We start from the raw sequence: 19,086 nt of genomic DNA, 5'->3' as shown, positions 1-19,086 counted from the left end.
AAAGGAAAAGAGATGAAAAAAAGTATTTTTCAGGAACTTGTGGAAGAATCAATTGTTCTTTTGAAAAATGAAGAGCAGATCTTGCCATTAAAAGAAAAAAAGGTGGCTTTTTTGGGACGGGCACAGATAGAAACCATTTTTTCGGGAAACGGTTCGGGAGCATCCAAATCCCTTGCAAACAAGAATCTCTTATGTGAATGTGAAAAAAGAGGAATCTGTGCAGAAGCAGGGTTAAAACAATTTTATACCAGCCATCAAAAAAACGAATCGGAAAAGTTTGTGATTGACGGTATTGATATCACAAATGTAGAAAATATGAACTGTGGTTTTATGTATGAGATCTTTGGAAAATATCAGCCGATGTGGACAGAGTATCACATTCCGGAGCAGCTGATGCAGAAAGCCAGGGAGTTTACCGATACCGCTGTTTTTGTGCTGGGAAGGAATGCTGGTGGGGAAGAATGTGACAGGCACATCAAAGGTGATTATGAACTTACCGAATCCGAAAAAGAACTGCTGGAACAGGTGTGCTGTGTTTTTCCACATGTGATCGTTGTACTGAATATTAATGGAATGATCGATATGCAGTGGGTGAACGCCTATTCCGCAATTAAGGCCGTGGTGTTTCTGGGAATTCCGGGCGAAGAAGGCTGCGGAGCATTAGCTGATATTCTGACGGGGGCTGTGAATCCATCTGGCAAATTAAGTTTTTCCATGGCAGAGTCTTTCAAAGACTACCCGACAGCAGAAAATTTCACCTGGAATAAAGAACAGGAAGATGAAATTTTAACTTACGAAAATTATGGACTGGATGCAAAGGCAAATGGAAGTACAGGATATACGAAAAGCCCGGTAACGGTGTATCAGGAAGACATTTATCTGGGGTATCGCTATTTTGATACTTTTCGGAAACAGGTATTGTACCCCTTTGGATATGGAATGTCTTACACATCGTTTACGATTCTTCCGAAAGAGATGAAACAGGAAAAAGAAGAGGTGGAATTTATTACGGAGGTAACAAATTCCGGAAATTATGCAGGAAAAGAAACGATACAGCTTTATTTGTCCTGCTCTGGTACAGAGTCGGAAAAACCGGAAAAAGAATTAAAAGGCTTTGCAAAAACGAGACTTCTTGCTCCGGGGGAGAAACAGAATATTTCGATCCGAATATCCATGCAGGATCTGGCAGGATATGTTGAGACATCTGCATCATATATCCTGGAAAAGGGAAAATATCAGTTTTTTATCGGAAATTCATCCCGTGAGACAATTTTTGCAGGAGAAATCCAGATAAGAGAAGATTACGTAATTAAAAAATGTGTGAATCGTCTTTGCGTGCAAAACTGCAATGTAGAGCATTTGCAGGTACTATCTGCAAGAGAAGGACGAAAAAAGGTCCGAATGCATGAAAAGAAAAAAGAAGAGACCGATGGTTTAAAAGAGCAGGAAAGATATGATCTTTTACGGGATGAAATGGAACAAGTAAAAAATTTCAGTATCGAACAGCTGGCTGCATTGTGTGTGGGGTATGGACCTGGAATTCCATTTGCAGCGTTCAGCAAACAGGAACAGCCGGAAACTATATTGGATGGTCAGGGAAATCCACTGACCAAAAACGATCATCCAGTCGGAGCAAAAGGATATGTCTCCCCGGCTATGCCAGAAAAAGGTATTCATTCCATTTTTTATAAAGATGGACCGGCAGGTGTGGGAACGGGGGCCTGGCCAACGGCTATGCTGATTTCCTGCGCATTCAATAAAGAACTGTGGGAAGCGTTTGGAAATGCGGTTGGCGCAGAGTGCGAAAAGAAAGCGGTTGACGTATGGCTGGCACCAGCAGTCAATCTGCACCGGAATCCGCTTTGCGGGCGAAATTTTGAATATTTTTCGGAGGATCCTTATCTGACCGGAATCTGTGCGGTCCAGATTACAAAGGGCGTTCAGGAAAATCATCCTGTCCGCGTCTGCCCCAAACATTTTGCCGTGAATGAACAGGAAACGTATCGAAGAGGAAGTGCGAAGAAGCGGTACGATGCGGTAGATTCCATCCTTACGGAACGTGCATTGCGGGAACTTTATCTGAAACCTTTTGAAATGTTGGTTCGAGATGCCGGAGTATCCTTTATTATGACATCGTTTAATAAAATTAATGGGGTTCTTGCAGCTGGAAATCGAGATTTGTGTACGCATATTTTACGGGAAGAATGGAACTTTGATGGTGTTGTCGTTACTGACTGGGGCGATATGGATATTGTCGCAGATGGCGGCGATGCTGTGGCAGCGGGAAATGATATTGTGATGCCGGGTGGCCCGCCGGTGATCCGGCAGATTTTGCAGGCCTATCAGGAGAGACGGATTACCAGAAAAGATCTGGAAAGGAGTGTTGCAAGATTGTTACATGTTCTGAAGTTATTTGAGAAAGGGGAGCGTATTTAAATGAAATCATATAGGGATCATACACTGGGTGCCAAAGAAAGAGCCTCTCTTCTGCTCAAAGAAATGAGCCTTGATGAAAAGATGGCACAGATTAACTGTGTTTTTCCTTTTGATCAGGATGCCTATAACTTTGAAAAAATTCAGCAGGAGACAAAATACGGAATGGGAGAAGTAAGCACGCTGGAAATGCGCAGGATGGAGACACTTGATGAAGTGGCTGCATGGCAGAGAAAAGTGCAGAAGATTGTGATGGAAAACAGTGCCCATCGAATACCGGCAATCTTTCATATGGAAGGATTGTGCGGGGCCTTCATTCAGGACTCCACCAGTTTTCCGTCTGGGATTGGCAGGGGAGCAAGCTTTGATCCCAAGCTGGAAGAACAGATTGCAGAAATTGTGAGCAGACAGGAAACGGCCTGTGGTATTACCCATATACTGGCACCGGTTCTGGATGTGGCAAGAGATCCGCGTATGGGCCGTTTTGGAGAAAGTTATGGAGAAGATGCTTCCCTTGTAAGTGCGATGGGGGCAGCGTATACGAAAGGAATACAAAAGAATACAGTTGCTTCAAGAAAAGCAGAAAGTGTGGCAAAACATTTTGTGGCTTTTCATAATTCGCAGGGTGGAATTCATGGAACACACAGCGAAACGCCGACGCGACTTTTAGAAGAAGTGTTTGCAAAACCTTTCCAGGCAGCAATCACAGAGTCAGATCTGAAAGGTATTATGCCTTGTTATTGCGCTGTGAATGGAGAAGATGTATCTGCTTCTCATAACATGCTTACGAAACTGCTTCGGGAAAAAATGGGATTTGACGGCATGTGCATCAGCGATTACGGTGCAGTGGGAAATGCGCATAGTGTACATCATATTGGAGAAACATTTGAAGAAGCCGGTGCGATGTGTCTTCATGCGGGAATGGATATCGAGATGCCGTCCTGTACTGGCTATAATGAGAAATTAAAAGAGATGTTTTCAAGTGGAAAACTGGATATCCATATTTTGGATACAGCGGTTTTGCGGGTTCTGGAGGGAAAATTCAGAATGGGCTTATTTGAAAATCCCTATGCGCTGGAAGGAAAAGAGCTTCATGCTCTTGTAATGCAGGAAGCAGACAGGAACACTTCCCTGCGGTCGGCCAGAGAATCCATGGTACTGCTGAAAAATGACGGCGTATTGCCGATTGCGGCAAAAGGGAAAAAAATCGCGGTGATCGGACCGCATGCCGGGTATGCCAGAAAAATGTTTGGTGGATACACACATATGTGTATGATGGAGTCTACCTATGCGATTGCCAATTCTATTGCAGGTGTAAGCGGAGTTGTACAGGCAGATGCAGATGAGATTATTACGGTTCCGGGAACCAATATTCAGTCTGATGAGACAGAGCAGTTTGATCAGATCCTGAAAAGACAGAAACCGCAATGCAGAAATCTGTATGAAGAATTCCAAATCCGCTTTCCGGAAAGTGAGATTTTATATGCATATGGCTATCCGATTGCAGGAAACGACGAAAGTCATTTTGAAGAAGCGCTGCAGGCAGCAAAGCAGGCAGACATTGTGATACTGACGCTTGGCGGTAAGCACGGAACGTGTTCCATGGCATCAATGGGAGAAGGAATTGACAGTACTGATATTAACCTTCCAAAATGTCAGGATGCATTTATTCGCAAGGCTGCGCAGCTTGGAAAACCATTGGTTGGCGTTCACTTTGATGGAAGACCGATTTCCAGTGATGCTGCAGAGGAATATTTAGATGCTATTCTGGAAGCATGGAGTCCATCAGAAACAGGAGCAGAAGCAGTAGTTGATATTTTAACCGGAATATATAATCCGGGAGGAAAACTTCCGGTTACCGTTGCTTATGGAGTGGGACAGCTTCCGGTTTATTACAATCATCCATATGGTTCCTCCTGGGATCAGAGCGGCAGTATCGGTTTTGCCAATTATGTGAATATGCCGCACAGACCGAGATATTATTTTGGATACGGACTGTCGTATACAACATTTACATATTCGGATTTACATATCTCGATGGGAAATGAAAAGGCAGCAGATACGGTTCAGATCTCCTGCGCTGTTGAGAACACGGGAAGCTGTGAAGGAGATGAGGTTGTCCAGCTTTATTTACGAGATGAATATGCCAGCCTGACAAGACCAGTAAAAGAACTGGCAGGTTTTAAGCGCATTCACCTGCGAAAGGGCGAAAAGAAAACGGTATGCTTTGAGGTGAAAACGAATCAAATGGCTTTTCTGGACATTGATATGCACTGGAAAGTGGAAAAAGGACGATATGCAGTAGAGGTCGGAAGTTCTTCAGAAGATATTCGTTTAAGAGGAAGCTACTGTGTGAAAGAAAATAAATGGGTTGCGGGAAGAAACAGAGCGTTTTGGGCAAGTGCCGCAGCGAAATAAAAAGAACAGAACCGGATGCCATTTTATACAAAGCGGCATTCGGTTCTGTTCTTGCGGTATTCCCGTGGGGAGCAGTTCATTTTTTCACGGAAACATTTTCCCAAATAGGACTGCTGGCTGAAGCCGGTCTGCAGGACGATCTGTCTGATGGGAAGTGTGGTTTCTGTTATCTCCGTGATTTGTTTTCTATGTTTTGGCAATATCTTAATAATTTCTGCAGATATTTTCATATTATTTTTTCGATATAATAAGTATACTTGCTGTAAAAAGGATTGTAAAGGTAGTCTAAATGGACAATAATAGTTTATCACATACAACGTGGAATTGTAAGTACCATATGAACCAGAGCAGGAAAACCTGCCGTCGCTGATCACACTTGAAAAAATATGTGTAGCTTTGGGCGTGACATTATCGCAGTTTTTTTGAGAAGATAATTCAGAGAATCTGACAGAAAAACAGAAAGAAGTTCTAGGGATATGGAATGATCTGAGTACAAATGAGCAGGAAACAGTAATGTCAATGCTGCGTGGACTTCGGAAGTAAGAGAACAGTTCGAGTATATGTATCGGCTGTTCTTTTTTTGTTTTTGAACGTTAAAATGTTAATTTTTTTCTTGTGTATAGTAGAACACTAAAGTATAATAAAATCAGTTTTTTGCATAAGATTAAAGCTATAATAAGGAAATTGGCAAACCAGATGAAAGTCTGGGACGCAAAGCTACAGGGCCTGTAAAATGGCAGCCAGTTGCATAAAATGAGATGCACTGTCTGTCTGACGGTGCTTTTTTACGGTGTTATTTCATAGACGTAACAATAATGATTTTATCAGGAAAGAATGAGGAAAATAAAAGTATGAAAAAGGCAAAACGTTGTCTGATAGCAGTGGTGTCAGGTGTACTTGTAGCATCTGCTGTCTTGTCTGGATGTGGACAGTCAAAGAAAGAAGTATCTATAAATGATGATCATCTTACCGTTTATCTGTGGGAAAATCGTTTGATGAAAAATATTGCACCCTATATCCATGAACAGTTTCCAGATCAGGATATTGAATTTATTATAGGTAACAATGATACCGATTTATACAGTTATTTTAAAGAACATGATGAATTACCGGATATTATAACAGTACGTCGATTTTCTGGAACAGATGCACAGGACTTACAGCCTTATCTTATGGATTTTGCTTCTTATGATGTTGTTTCCAAGTATTATTCTTATGCGGTGCAATATTATAAGAATGCGGAGGATGAAATCCAGTGGCTGCCAATCTGTGGTATTCCGCAGACGATCATTGCCAACAAAACACTGTTTGATCAGTATGGCGTAAAGATTCCAGAAAATTATGAGGAATATGTACAGGCATGTCAGCAGTTTTATGATAATGGCATAAAACCGTATTCCATGGATCTTGGTGAAGACTGGTCAAATCAAGAAATAATTCAGGCTGCGGCAATCGGTGAATTCACAAGTCTAGATGGTATTGAATGGCGAAACGGTGCAGAGACTGCAGTGGATGAAGTAAAGTTTGATGATGCATTATGGAAACGTATTTTTTCAGAAACCAGTCAGTTTCTTAAAGACTCGCACTTTGGTAAAGAAGATATCAATATTGACATCAATACAGGAACCCAGATGTTTGTCGAAGGAAAATCAGCAATGTTTCATGGACATCCGACGGTTATGCAGCAGCTGCAGAAACAGATGGATGCGGAGCTGATCCGTATTCCTTACTTTTCGCAGACATCGGATGAATCCTATGTGTACATGACTCCGTCCTTAAACATTGCATTTAACAAAAACCTGGAAAAAGACCGGGAGAAACTGGATACTGCGCTGGATGTGCTGGATTGTATGATTTCAGAAGAGGGGCAAAAGCTGATTGCGGATGGAAGCGGTGTTATTTCATTGAATACAGATGTTCCAACCATGATGCAGGATGTGCCTGGACTGGAAGAGGAAATTAATAATAATGCTGTTTATATCCGATATTCCGCCCAAAAATCATTTGATGCAAGTCTTGAGGCTGTTCACGGATTACTGTCAGGGGAAATGGATGAAACACAGGCTTATGATACTTTTCGCAGTGTAATGAATCGTAAAGATCCAGAAGAAAAAGCAACGGTGAATTTTGAAAATGAATATTCTATTTCACTGAACGATAGAAATGGCCGTGATGCAGCATCTTCCATTTTAACAACGATCAGAGAAGAAAATGATGCACAGCTGGCTCTGGCACCATATTATTATTTTACTTCTTCTATGTACAAAGGAGAATGCACCAATAGCCGGGTTGGCATGATGACAGCGAAGAGTTCAGATACAGCATTATATTTTGCAAAAATAAATGGTAAACAGGTTTGTGAACTCGTGGAAAATTATCTCGCCGAAGCTGATGAGAATTTTTATGTAACCAATGAATACGAATTACCAATTGCATCTGGTATGAAAATGATCGTCAGTCAAGAGGAAAGTGGATTTTCGTTAAAGGACTTAACAGTTAATGATAAGAAAATAGATAAAGAAAAGGAATACTCGATTCTTCTTACAGACACTACAATGTCCGTTTTGAAAAAAATAAATCCGAAATGTGAGATTGAGAAGCTTAAAGATACAACATTATCAAGTGCATGGACCGAAGCAATGTCAAAAGGACAGCAGCCGTCAGCACCGGAAGACTATATAGAGGTTGAACAGTAAAAGTGGAGATAGAACAAGCGGTAAATAAAAGAAAAAAAATAACAAGGCTGTTGCTTATACTACTTATGATTCTTTTAAGCTTAGTTTGTATCAAGTATCTTATAAGTAAGTCTAATAAGTATATCAGCGAAAATGGAAAAAGCAGTATGGGAGCTGTTGTTGAACAGATACAGCAGACCTATGATCTTCAGGTGAGTGGATACTACAGCCAGCTGCAGTTGGTTGAGGAATTCTTACTTCATGAGAGGGAACTGTCTCTTGAAACGGATACGAACAAAAATTTCTTTGAAGCATGGGAAAAAGAATCGGAAAGTACTCTTATATTCCTTCAGGAAAATGGTCAGGCAATATCAGCAGGTGGAACAAAAATGCGGATTGATATGCCAAGTAAACTTCTGCTGGACTTAAAGAACGGATACAATATTGGAAAACTGGTGCGTCTTGATTATGATCAGAAGAAAAAAGACGGTTATCTGGTTGCGATTCCATGTCAGGAATACACGATCAATGGAGAAACTTATACGGCAATTGGAACTGTGTATGATCATTCGAAACTGGATTCCATGTTAAAATTGAAAGGTTATCATGGAAAAGCATATTTGTTCATGCTGGATCATGACGGAAATATTACGTATACGAACCAGAGTGGAGATAAATACCTGCGTAATTATTCTTTGTTAAAACATTTAAAAGGGGAACAGGCTATTACAGAAGAAGAGGCTGATTTGTTCAAAAAGAAGTTTGATAACAGAGAATCCGGAGTTGCACTTTTGGGAAAACAGAACCCTTATTATCTTGGGTATTGTCCGATAGAAAGCAACAACACCATTTTGGTGTGCATTGTGGCCAAGGGAGTTGTGGACAATGTGCTGATGGATTACCAGAAAACGGTGTTGTTTACAACAATACTCATGGCAGGTTTTATACTTTTACTTTTTGCCGGATTATTCTACAGTATTTCCAGACTTAGTCTTGCAGATCAAAAAGCAGAATATGAAAAAAGAAATAATGAACTTCATTTACAAACAATGAAGGAAATGGAAGTAGTCAATCAAAAACTGAAAAAGGCAAAGAACGTTGCAACAGAGGCTTTACAGACAGCTGAAAATGCAAATAAGGCGAAAACGGATTTCCTGTCTAATATGTCACATGATATTCGCACACCTATGAATGCAATCATTGGTATCACATCTTTGATCAGACATGATGCAGGTAATAAAGCAAAAGTTATAGAGTATGCAGATAAAATAGATATTTCATCACAGCATCTGTTGGGAATTATCAATGACGTTCTGGATATGAGCAAGATTGAGGCAGGAAAAACAGTCTTCAAATATTCTGACTTTTCTATTCTGGATCTTGTACAGGAACTTAACACTATATTTCATACTCAAATATATGAAAAGCAGCAGACCCTTACAATCATAAAAGAAAATATTCAGCATGAGTGGGTGAATGGGGATCAGGTTCACCTGATGCAGATTTTCAGCAACCTGCTTTCCAATGCAGTGAAGTATACCCAGGAAGGTGGGAAAATTCAGTTCTTTGTAGAAGAATGTGAGACAAAGTCATCTGTCTATGCAAAGTACCGTTTCTTAGTTAGCGATAATGGTATGGGAATGTCGGCAGATTTCAAGGATACAATTTTTGATGCGTTTACCCGTGCGGAAAGTTCCCTTACAAATAAAATACAGGGAACCGGACTTGGAATGGCGATTACTAAGAATCTGGTTGAGGCAATGGGAGGTACCATTGATGTGGAGAGTGAATTGGGACAGGGAAGCTGTTTTGAGGTTCTCTTGGATCTGAAAATTGCAGAGGATAGAACAGCTGCTCTGGCGGCACAAGAAGAAACAGATGAGCAGGATGGTAATATCCTGCAGGGAATGAAATTCCTGTGTGCAGAGGATAATGAGTTGAACGCAGAGATCCTGACGGAACTGTTAAAGATTGAAGGTGCGGAATGTACCATCTGTGAAAATGGTGAAGAGATTTTGAAGGCATTTGAGCAGTCTGCTCCAGGTGATTATGACATGATCCTGATGGATGTGCAGATGCCTGTTATGAATGGCTATGAGGCGACGAGGGCAATCCGCAGAAGTTCCCATGAACTGGCAAAGACGATACCGATCATTGCCATGACTGCCAATGCATTCTCAGAGGACATTCAGCATTCTCTGGCAGCCGGTATGAATGCACATGTTTCAAAACCGGTTGAGATGAAGGTGCTGGAAAAGACGATAAGAAGTATAAAATCAGGCGGGGGGGTACCGAACCGCAGGTCACTGTACAGTGACGAATGGAAAGTAACCGGACATAGAAGAATCAAAAAGGAGAGTTAGGGATAGACAGAAAATGAAAGGAAAAAGAGTGATTGCAGGCATTCTGCTTGCAGGGATTTTAGCAGTCACCCTGGCGGGGTGTAAAAACACAGATAACACGAAAGAAAAAACCGAAAAGCCTGTTATTACCCTCGGCAGCGACAGCTATCCACCATACAATTATCTGAATGAGGATGGTGTACCGACGGGAATCGATGTAGAACTGGCTGCGGAAGCTTTCAAAAGAATGGGATATCAGGTGGAGGTTGTCCAGATCAACTGGGAGAAGAAAAAAGAACTGGTGGAGAGCGGAGAGATTGACTGTATCATGGGCTGCTTTTCCATGGAAGGACGCCTTGACGATTACCGCTGGGCGGGACCATATATAGCAAGCCGGCAGGTGGTCGCTGTAAATGAGAACAGTGATCTCTATAAACTGAGTGACCTGGCGGGAAAGAACCTGGCTGTTCAGTCCACAACCAAACCGGAAGGCATCTTTCTGAACCGGACGGATCAGAGAATCCCAAAGCTGGGCAATCTGATCAGTCTGGGACACAGGGAGCTGATCTATACATTTCTTGGGAAAGGATATGTAGATGCAGTCGCCGCACATGAGGAATCTATTGTCCAGTATATGAAGGATTATGATACAAGCTTCCGCATCCTTGAAGAACCTTTGATGGTTGTGGGGATAGGAGTTGCTTTTGCAAAAGAGGATGACAGGGGAATCTGTGAGCAGATGGATCAGACACTGGAAGAAATGCGCCAGGATGGCACATCCCTGAAAATTATTGAAAAATATCTGGATGATCCCCAGAAGTATCTGGAGGTGGAGGATCTTGGATATTAAGAGAAAGAAAAAAGAAAAACGAATCCAGCTGCTCGGTGGTCTGATTGGAATCTGTGTGGCTGTAATTTCTCTGTTTTATTTCTTTCATGCGGAGAAAGCGGAAGCAGAGAAAAGAATGGTGGAGATTGTAAATTATGTCAAAGTGCAGTGTTCCACCTACACCCATTATAATGAATCTTCGGAATCCAAAAGTCTTCTCCGTGCGATTGAAAGTGCCAGACAGATGAGTACGAATATCGATATGGAAATAGAAAACGGCGGTCAGCTAAGCCGGGATTTCCTGAAGGAAAACCTGCAGACTCTATGGGTGGATGGTATCATTGTACTGGATGCAGAAGGAAAGACGGACTGTGAATACAGCACGGATGAGTCTCTGGCTAATGAGATTACGGAGTATCTGCAAAAAGAAATTATCATGGATTTTGCCGGATATGAAGAAAGAAGCTATTCGGAACGGTTTACCAGGGAAGATGGATCCTTTATTGACATTGCAGCCTGCGCCAGAAAAGATGCACCGGGTATCGTTGCAATCTATTATTACACATCTCCTGAATTTGCCAGAAACTATACGCTGACGATACAGGGGCTTTTAAATGGTTATAGTATCCAGAAAGATGGAACGATTATCGTTGCAGACGACGGAATCGTTGTTGCCAGCAATAATGAGAGCCTGTTGGGACAGAATACAGCCGACAACGAAGTTGTTCAGGCAATGAAAAAGCATACAGACAGTCAGCATATCTATCATTTTAGGAAGGAAGGAATTGGATGTTATGGAATCATGCTGAAACAGCGTGATTATTATATCTACGCATATCTTCCGGATACGGAAGTGTTTCGTAATCTTCCATTAAGTGTTATAGGTGTTATTTTTCTTTATTTTCTGATGTTCGGCATATTCTGGTTCTGGACATACAGAACCAATCTGGCGCACCGGAAACAAGAATTTGAAAAAGATGAAAAATATAAAGCAGAACTTCTGACAGCAGCAAAAAAGGCAGAAGCCGCCAATGAGGCAAAAACAGAGTTCCTTCATCGTATGAGCCACGATATCAGGACTCCGATTAATGGAATCTACGGTTTGATCAATATGGCAGACCATTATGCAGATGATATGGAGAAGCAGAAGGAATACAGAACAAAGGTTAAAGCGGCATCCAATCTGTTGCTGGAACTGGTAAATGATGTTCTGGACATGAGTAAGCTGGAGTCGGGTGAAGTTGTTCTGGAAGAGAGTCCATTTAATCTGAGCAAAATCTCTGAGGAAGTGCTTGTTGTAATTGAACAGATTGCTGCAGAACAGAATATCCGGATTGTATGGGAGAAAAAAGAAATCATACACCGTGATCTTATTGGAAGTCCGGGGTATGTAAAACGTGTGATGATGAATATCCTGTCCAATGCAGTGAAATATAACAGAGAAAATGGACATATTTATCTTAGCTGCATGGAAATCCCATCCGAACAGCCAGGAATGACGACAATGGAATTTATCTGCCGGGATACAGGAATCGGAATGACTGAGGAGTTCCAGAAACATATTTTTGAACCATTTGCACAGGAACATACAGGAAGCCGCACAAAGTTTGTCGGAACCGGACTGGGAATGGCCATTGCAAGGAAGCTGGTCGAGAAAATGGGTGGAACCATTACTTTTGAAAGTGAAAAAGGCGTAGGGACGACATTTGTGATCCGGGTTCCATTTAAAATAGATCCGGATGCGGATAAACGTGAAGAACAGAAGGAGGTATCCGAAAAATCTATAAAGGGATTGCATATTCTTCTGGCGGAAGATAATGAGCTGAATATGGAAATCGCTGAATTTATGCTTCAGAATGAGGGCGCGGACGTGATTAAAGCGTGGAATGGGCAGGAAGCGGTTGAGCTGTTCAGAAAAAGTGAACCTGGTGAATTTGATGTCATTCTTATGGACATTATGATGCCTGTAATGAATGGTTATGAAGCCACAAAGATGATCAGGTCTCTGGACAGAGAGGATGCAAAGGAGGTACCGATCATTGCAATGACAGCAAATGCGTTCACGGAGGACAGAATAAAAGCAAAAGCAGCAGGGATGGATGAACATGTTGCTAAGCCAGTTGATGTGGAATTACTGATAAAAGTAATTCATAAATTGGTGAAATAAAAGATATTATAAGAAAGTTATAAAATTGTAGAAAAGCGTCAAAAGAGTTATGAAGAACGTATCCTGAGAGACATTCAGAATGGAATTACACTGGAAACACTTATGGCAAACATAAGAAAACTCCAGAAGAAAAAGCAGCTGTTGCGATACAAAAGAAGCAGCAGAGGCGAGCAAGACGGAAAAAAGAAACAAGTGATAATCTGGCTAAAGAAGAAATCTTGCAAGATGACAGATTTTTCTTTATTGCCGGTTACACCTCCGGAGGTGCACCGTATGGTGTCACCTGGGAGGAAATGGGTCTGAAACCTTGGGAAGATTTGGAAGAGAATAAGTGAGATGTTCAGTGAAATCTTATTTATCTCTTGTGACTGAAACAGGTTCCCGTTTTGCCGGAAGTAAGTCAGAACTGATTTCAGGAGCATCGAGTAGTGCAGTGAAATTCTGCTGAATGTTAGGGAGCAGTTACTGCAAACAGTAACTGCCCCCTAACTAGGATATTTATGTAATTATTTCTGGTCCAGTACGGACTGAATCTGCTTCATCAGCTGATCGTAGTTTGACTGATCGTCAATGCCACCCATGAAAGGTTCCCCAACGATATTTCCGTCTTTATCTACAAGAACGGTTGTAGGAAATGCCATGATGTTTCCTTTTCCAGCATAGTTTCCAACTGTTGAATTAGAATCGAAAGTCAGGTTCTTGTAGGAAGCGCCCTGAGCTTTCAGGATTTCTTTTGCCTCTTTGATTCCGGCTTCATTGTTGTCTAAAGTATCCATGTTGATACCAACAACTTCGCCACCCATTTCTTTGAGTTTCTCATTTAATTCATTCAGCTTAGAGAGCTCTCCGACACATGGCTTGCATCCACTGAACCAGAAATTTACAACTGTAACTTTATTTTTAGCGAAAAGACTGTCATCTACATCGTTTCCATCCAGATCTTTTCCTTTGAAACCTTTGAATACAGCTGTGGATTCGTTTGATTTGGAGGAAGAGCTGTCAGAGGAATCGGATGCAGCAATCTCTTTCTCAAGCTTGGCAATTTCTTCTTCAATTCCGCGGATTGTCTCGATGTCTTTGCACAGAGTTTCATATTCTTCTTTAGAGAAAGAGTCTTTGTTAGATTCCACTGTGCTTGCGAGGGTATCAGCATAGTTTCCGCTCTTGTCATCACCGGCAGCGTTCTTGTTCATAAGACCAAAGGCTTTGTCCCATGCATCTTTGTGATCAGCAAAAAGCTGGTTTTCCTGCTGGTAAAGGTCATCCCGTTTTTTGTTCAGCTCGTCTGCGCTGCCCGTTTCTGTTGTGGAAGAAGATTCCTGTTTTGTGTTTGTATTGTCTGTTGAGGAGGAATTTCCGCAGCCTGTAAACGCAAAAAGTACAGAAATGGCAAGGGATGCAGCAATTACCTTTTTTAATTTCATTGAGTTTGTTCTAAGTGTTTTGTTTTTCATGATTTTAAATCTCCTTTAAATTACGTTTTATTAGTTTTTATTTTCAGCCTGTTTCTTAGTTGAAAATCCGTAATGATAGCAGATTGCATCAGTCGGGCAGGCTTTCATACATTCTCCGCATCGGATACACTCCGGATGGTTTGGTGTGTCTACTACATTGACATCCATCTTACAGACACGACTACATTTCTGGCAGCCAACACATTTCTCATGATCAACCTGAATCTTAAGAAAAGATACCTTGTTAAACAGTGAGTAAATAGCACCCAGCGGGCAGATCCATTTACAAAATGGACGGTAAAACAAGATGCTCAGGATGATGAAAAGCGCAAGGACTGTGAACTTAAATGTAAATAAATGTCCGAGTGCGGCACGGATTCCTGAGTTGGCAAGTGACAGTGGAATTGCGCCTTCAAGTACGCCTTGTGGGCAAATGTATTTGCAGAAGAAAGGATCTCCCATACCAAGTGAATTGGTTACAAATGCCGGAAGTAGTATAACAAAGACGACCAGAATCACATATTTCAGATACCGCAGAGGCTTCAGTTTTGCGGTGGAAAGTTTCTTGCCCGGAATCTTATGCAGCAGATCCTGGAACCATCCAAACGGACAGAGAAATCCACAGATAAACCGCCCTAACAGAACACCTAACAGGATGAAAAATCCGGTGATGTAGTAGGTAAATTTGAATTTTGAAGAACCGACCACGGCTTGAAAAGCTCCAATCGGACAGGCACCTGTGGCGGCAGGACAAGAGTAACAGTTTAGTCCCGGGACGCACATCGTTTTTACATTTCCCTGATAAATTTTCCCTTTAAACAGATTCGGGATGTGAATGTTGGTCAGCAGTGTAGCAGCTGCCTGAATCCATCCGCGGAAGCGGGCCAGAAAGTTTTTGTTTGATTTCATTTTCTTATCCAATTCCTACACACTCCATACATAATTTTATTGCCTTGCTAAGAACAACCGCTGCTTCTCCGCGGAAGATCCCGACAAGGAAAAACACCAGACCGGCTGCAAGTAAAAGAATCTGTGTTGCTTTTTCAGATTTCATTAAAATACTCCTTTCAATGTTCAAAGTCCGTTTATTGACCTTTCGATGTTTGCATTGTACAATAGAGGGTGTAAAATTCCTGTTAAGAAAATGGAGAAAAATAAATTGAGATTATTAGTTGTTGAAGATGAGAAGAAATTATGTGATATGATTGCGAAAAGTCTGCACCAGGCAGGTTATGAGGTAGACACGTGTAATGACGGAGAGGAAGCACTGGATTAAAAAATTTATGAAAATGAATAAGTGGAAAGTTGCATGTCCATTGACATGGCTTTCCACTTATTTTTATGAATTCCTATGCGCCAGACGAGCAGACAACAGAAATTGGCATCTTACCCGCGAATTTCTGCATTTTACATCATGCAGACTGGACGAATGCTGTAAAATCATATATAAAAGAAATAGGAATAACTGGGGGTGAGATGGATGAAATGTGAGGTGGAACAGATTGATCCAAAGCAGGAAGAACATGTTATGGTATATTGCCACAACAGGGAAGCATCCTGGGTGCAGAATGTTCGGGAAGCTGTATTTGGACAAACATCGGTATGTGGATATAAAAATCACGTTTTGTATCAATTGAAATTGTCTGATATTTTTTATGTGGAACAGCAAAGAAATCAAAGGAGAGGGCAGGCGTAATGGAAACAGATATGATTAAAATCACTCATTTAAAGAAAAGCTTTGGTGATGTAAAAGCAGTCAATGATCTGAGTTTTCAGGTGAAAAAAGGAGAGTTCTTTGCATTCCTTGGTGTGAACGGGGCAGGGAAGAGCACAACGATTTCGATCATCTGCGGGCAGCTTCGCAAAGACAGCGGAACGGTTCAGATCCAGGGCACAGATCTGGATAAGATCGGAAGGAAAGTTGGAACAATGCTTGGCGTGGTATTTCAGGACAGTGTGCTGGACAAGCCACTTACCGTCAGGGAAAATCTGAAAAACAGAGCAGCGCTTTATGGAATAACAGGAAAAGCGTTTGAAAAAAGATTGCGGGAACTAGTGGAGATTTTTGATTTCGGAGATTATCTGAACCGGCCGGTCGGAAAACTGTCCGGCGGACAGAGAAGAAGAATTGATATCGCAAGAGCCTTGCTGCATCGGCCCGAACTTCTGATTTTAGATGTAAAATGAGGTATAGATGGTAGGCGTGTATGGAGTGTATACAGTTTGCTTTTAGAGGAAAATAGGTACATGATACACAGATAATGGAAAAGAATGTGTATTCAGTTGAATATAGAAATAAGTAGTAGGTATGAAAGAATAAGATTCTTCCATGCCTTTTTTATTATAAAGAAAGGATAGGTTGCACAGTATCCGCCCGGTCATTTTAGTAGATCTGCTGAATAGCTTTCTCCCGGAAGTGTGGTATAGTCTTGTGCTTGGAACAGGGAAACGACACAGAAAGGAGAAAACGATATGTCAGTACAGCCAGATATCATCTGGAACGAGCAATGTCTGGGGATACGGATAGGAGAACAGGTATGTATCTATCTGAAAAAGCATAATGCGGAATACCAGAGACTGCAAAAGAAAATACTGGAACTTATAGAGAAGTATCCAGTGATAGAAACATTTATGGAAGCGGCTCAGTCAATCAGTCTGACAGCAGACGAACATCAGGCACTGCACCAATATTTCCAACTGGAGAACGGAAAGGAAATGATAGAAGAAGAATATCATTTCTATATGGGACAGGCACAGATGATTTCGTATGGTGCCATGCTTGGAAAAATCAAAAAAGCAGTGTCAGGAAAGGACGAAAGTGATACAAAGAAATTACTGGAACTGCTAATGGATACCTGGATTGATGAGGTAGAAAATGAACTGAAAGAAAATGCAGTGTACCAGAAAATGCTCGAAAAAATATCAAAATATGAAGATCAGGTTCAGGCAATGGGACTTGAAAAAGAAAAACGAAAAATGATAGATGCATACGTTACGAAAGTAAATGAGAGATGGATTCTATATGCGGAATCCTTGTATCAGGCTGGTATGCAGAAAATCCTGGAATTACTGAATCTGTAAAAGAGACGGATAAAATGGGGAAGCACGAAAGACACTTCCCCATTTGTCACTTCTATTCATCTTTGCCATCAATGAGAAATATGTATGAAACCTGAAAGATTTCAGCAATGGCTTTTAATTCAAGATCAGTGACATAACGCTTGTTTGTTTCGATTCTGGTGATTACATTTTTATCCATATCGTAACCAGCTAACTGGAGTTTATAGGCAAGATCACGCTGAGACATATTGTGGGTCTTGCGAAGTTCAATCAATCGCTGGCTAATCAGATTCTTCTCACCAGACTGTGTCCTTGGCTTTGGCATCTTAAATCTCTTCCTCTCTGGTAAACAGATGGTTTGTCTCACTTTTTGCACCATCTGTATTGATTTTAACGATTGGACAAGGTAGAATCGGTTGTAAAAGTGAGACAAGGACAGAAGAGAAGGGAGAAATATATGGAGCAGGCAAAAATAGAACAGCTTGCATTTTTATATTTATGCAGCGAGCATGATAAAAGGTTATTGCTGAAAAAAGAAAAAATGCCGTTAGCTGATTTTGACAGGTTGACCTACTTGATTTACCATTTAGGTTTTAAGGAATATCATATAAAAGTATGGATGGAATTTGCTGGGGACTTCCAAAAGGAATGGGATTGCCTGGAAGCACTTCAGGAAACAGGTGGGCGTGTTGGAAACATAGATAGTACAGAATCAGAAGTTAAACTCCATGAGATGTGGATTCAGGATTTTTGCAAAAGCACACCAAAAGAGATCGGAGAGTGGATACAAGACCTAGATTATAAATAAAAAATATGATATCATTAGTGGTAGAAATCGAATTTTGTTAGGAAATGACACAATAATGAGTAGTGATAAAGAAATTGCTCATAGCATTGCGATATATATAAAGCTATAGGGGGATGTTATGACAGAACAGCAGTATAAGGATTTATTGATAGCAACAGCAAAGATGAGTGATTATGAGCATAAAGATGAGGTGGTGGAGGCGCTTAAAGTTGCTTCTGTTTCATTTCAAAAGGAATGGGCTTTTACATATCATTTGCCTGATCATCGTCAAGAGTATATTATTATTAGCGTTGTTCCAGATAAATTAATTGTCTTGAAAGAACATGAAGATTTTGTTGATGATTTGTGCAAACAGGTTTATGAACCAAACGATTATAATGAGTATAGCGGATTGGTATTAAAACCCGGAATACTTAATATTGCACCAGAAGAAGTAAGCCAAGAGATACTTTTTGATGATATACAAAATCGGATAATTGATGAAATTCGAGAAGCAAAGTTCTCAATTTGGATAGCAATGGCATGGTTCACCAATAAAAAAATATTTGATGAATTATTGAAAAAAAGAAATGAAGGGTTAGATGTAAAAATTATTATTGATAATAATCGTGTTAATAAGGAGAAACCTTCGTTCACTTTGGAAGATCACTTTGAGGTTTATCGGGTGGATGTGATGTCAGAGCGGTACAAAAATATAATGCATAGGAAGTTTTGTGTGATCGATTTAGAAGTTGCAATGCACGGTACTTTCAATTGGACAAACGCTGCAAACTATAATAAGGAACATTGGGATGTAGATCATAATAGAGAAACAGCAAAAACATTTGCAGAAGAATTTGTGAAAATGAGAAGAGATGCTGAATTGTCGATGTTGTGGCTTGATTTTTGAATGGAGTATGT

General features: G+C 40.9%; 16 protein-coding genes, 1 pseudogene and 1 riboswitch. Of the genes and pseudogenes, 12 read left to right on the top strand and 5 right to left on the bottom strand.

Features of this window, described 5'->3' with window-relative positions:
* Positions 1-12 precede the first annotated feature (12 nt).
* Positions 13-2,436 (top strand): glycoside hydrolase family 3 protein, encoded by a 2,424-nt coding sequence (locus tag DWY63_RS13675; protein ID WP_117510234.1) that lies wholly within the window; start codon positions 13-15, stop codon positions 2,434-2,436.
* On the top strand, positions 2,437-4,851 hold the full coding sequence (locus DWY63_RS13670; RefSeq protein WP_117802449.1) for a glycoside hydrolase family 3 N-terminal domain-containing protein: 2,415 nt from the start codon (positions 2,437-2,439) through the stop codon (positions 4,849-4,851).
* 23 nt (positions 4,852-4,874) lie between these two features.
* Here the strand turns inward: DWY63_RS13670 and DWY63_RS19155 are convergent, their stop codons facing one another.
* On the bottom strand, positions 4,875-5,081 hold the full coding sequence (locus DWY63_RS19155) for a helix-turn-helix domain-containing protein (protein ID WP_117802448.1): 207 nt from the start codon (positions 5,079-5,081) through the stop codon (positions 4,875-4,877).
* Positions 5,082-5,527: 446 nt separating this feature from the next.
* A riboswitch (cyclic di-GMP riboswitch) is annotated at positions 5,528-5,603 on the top strand.
* 99 nt (positions 5,604-5,702) lie between these two features.
* Between DWY63_RS19155 and DWY63_RS13655 the strand changes: the two genes are divergently transcribed.
* From DWY63_RS13655 to DWY63_RS13640, 4 genes are all read left to right on the top strand, one after another.
* The gene (locus DWY63_RS13655) at positions 5,703-7,547 is read left to right on the top strand and encodes an ABC transporter substrate-binding protein (protein WP_117802447.1); all 1,845 of its coding nucleotides are present in this window, start codon (positions 5,703-5,705) and stop codon (positions 7,545-7,547) included.
* Between the two features lie 146 nt (positions 7,548-7,693).
* A complete protein-coding gene (locus tag DWY63_RS13650) occupies positions 7,694-9,889 on the top strand; it encodes an ATP-binding protein (protein WP_117802446.1) in 2,196 nt (731 codons plus the stop codon).
* Between the two features lie 13 nt (positions 9,890-9,902).
* Positions 9,903-10,718 (top strand): substrate-binding periplasmic protein, encoded by an 816-nt coding sequence (locus DWY63_RS13645; RefSeq protein ID WP_117802445.1) that lies wholly within the window; start codon positions 9,903-9,905, stop codon positions 10,716-10,718.
* On the top strand, positions 10,675-12,864 hold the full coding sequence (locus DWY63_RS13640) for an ATP-binding protein (RefSeq protein WP_117802444.1): 2,190 nt from the start codon (positions 10,675-10,677) through the stop codon (positions 12,862-12,864). Before DWY63_RS13645 ends, DWY63_RS13640 begins: the two co-directional genes overlap by 44 nt.
* Positions 12,865-13,370: 506 nt before the next feature.
* Here DWY63_RS13640 and DWY63_RS13630 read toward each other — a convergent pair.
* Genes DWY63_RS13630 through DWY63_RS13620 form a run of 3 tightly spaced genes read right to left on the bottom strand, consistent with a single transcriptional unit; the run spans position 13,371 to position 15,372 of the window.
* Positions 13,371-14,318 carry a TlpA disulfide reductase family protein gene (locus DWY63_RS13630; RefSeq protein ID WP_117510204.1) on the bottom strand — a complete coding sequence of 316 codons (948 nt, stop codon included), beginning with the start codon at positions 14,316-14,318 and terminating at the stop codon, positions 13,371-13,373.
* A gap of 30 nt (positions 14,319-14,348) precedes the next feature.
* Positions 14,349-15,239: a 4Fe-4S binding protein gene (locus DWY63_RS13625; protein ID WP_117510203.1), complete on the bottom strand. Its 891-nt coding sequence runs from the start codon at positions 15,237-15,239 to the stop codon at positions 14,349-14,351.
* Entirely contained in the window at positions 15,232-15,372 is a 141-nt protein-coding gene (locus DWY63_RS13620; RefSeq protein WP_020435933.1) for a CD1871A family CXXC motif-containing protein, read from the bottom strand. Before DWY63_RS13620 ends, DWY63_RS13625 begins: the two co-directional genes overlap by 8 nt.
* A gap of 45 nt (positions 15,373-15,417) precedes the next feature.
* Between DWY63_RS13620 and DWY63_RS18935 the strand changes: the two are divergent.
* The 4 genes and pseudogenes from DWY63_RS18935 to DWY63_RS13600 all read left to right on the top strand — a co-directional run.
* Positions 15,418-15,591, top strand: a pseudogene (locus DWY63_RS18935) (response regulator transcription factor); the annotation flags it as partial.
* Between the two features lie 219 nt (positions 15,592-15,810).
* Complete coding sequence (locus DWY63_RS13610) at positions 15,811-16,014, top strand: hypothetical protein (protein ID WP_147326118.1); 204 nt, start codon at positions 15,811-15,813, stop codon at positions 16,012-16,014.
* The gene (locus DWY63_RS13605) at positions 16,014-16,505 is read left to right on the top strand and encodes an ABC transporter ATP-binding protein (protein WP_243001892.1); all 492 of its coding nucleotides are present in this window, start codon (positions 16,014-16,016) and stop codon (positions 16,503-16,505) included. Before DWY63_RS13610 ends, DWY63_RS13605 begins: the two co-directional genes overlap by 1 nt.
* A gap of 285 nt (positions 16,506-16,790) precedes the next feature.
* The gene (locus tag DWY63_RS13600; RefSeq protein ID WP_117802443.1) at positions 16,791-17,399 is read left to right on the top strand and encodes a DUF6664 family protein; all 609 of its coding nucleotides are present in this window, start codon (positions 16,791-16,793) and stop codon (positions 17,397-17,399) included.
* 52 nt (positions 17,400-17,451) lie between these two features.
* On the opposite strand, the gene DWY63_RS13595 is transcribed toward DWY63_RS13600, so the two are convergent.
* Positions 17,452-17,703, bottom strand: a complete 252-nt coding sequence (locus DWY63_RS13595) for a helix-turn-helix domain-containing protein (protein ID WP_015513363.1) — start codon at positions 17,701-17,703, stop codon at positions 17,452-17,454.
* A gap of 132 nt (positions 17,704-17,835) precedes the next feature.
* Here DWY63_RS13595 and DWY63_RS13590 point away from each other — a divergent pair, with 132 nt between their 5' ends.
* Both DWY63_RS13590 and DWY63_RS13585 read left to right on the top strand, forming a co-directional pair.
* Positions 17,836-18,186, top strand: a complete 351-nt coding sequence (locus DWY63_RS13590) for a hypothetical protein (RefSeq protein ID WP_117802442.1) — start codon at positions 17,836-17,838, stop codon at positions 18,184-18,186.
* A 118-nt stretch (positions 18,187-18,304) separates the two neighbouring features.
* Complete coding sequence (locus DWY63_RS13585) at positions 18,305-19,075, top strand: phospholipase D-like domain-containing protein (protein WP_015513364.1); 771 nt, start codon at positions 18,305-18,307, stop codon at positions 19,073-19,075.
* Positions 19,076-19,086 lie beyond the last annotated feature (11 nt).

This window comes from Blautia sp. AF26-2 (assembly GCF_003460955.1).
GTDB classification, from domain to species: domain Bacteria; phylum Bacillota; class Clostridia; order Lachnospirales; family Lachnospiraceae; genus Fusicatenibacter; species Fusicatenibacter saccharivorans.
This window is presented reverse-complemented; position numbering and strand designations above follow the sequence as displayed.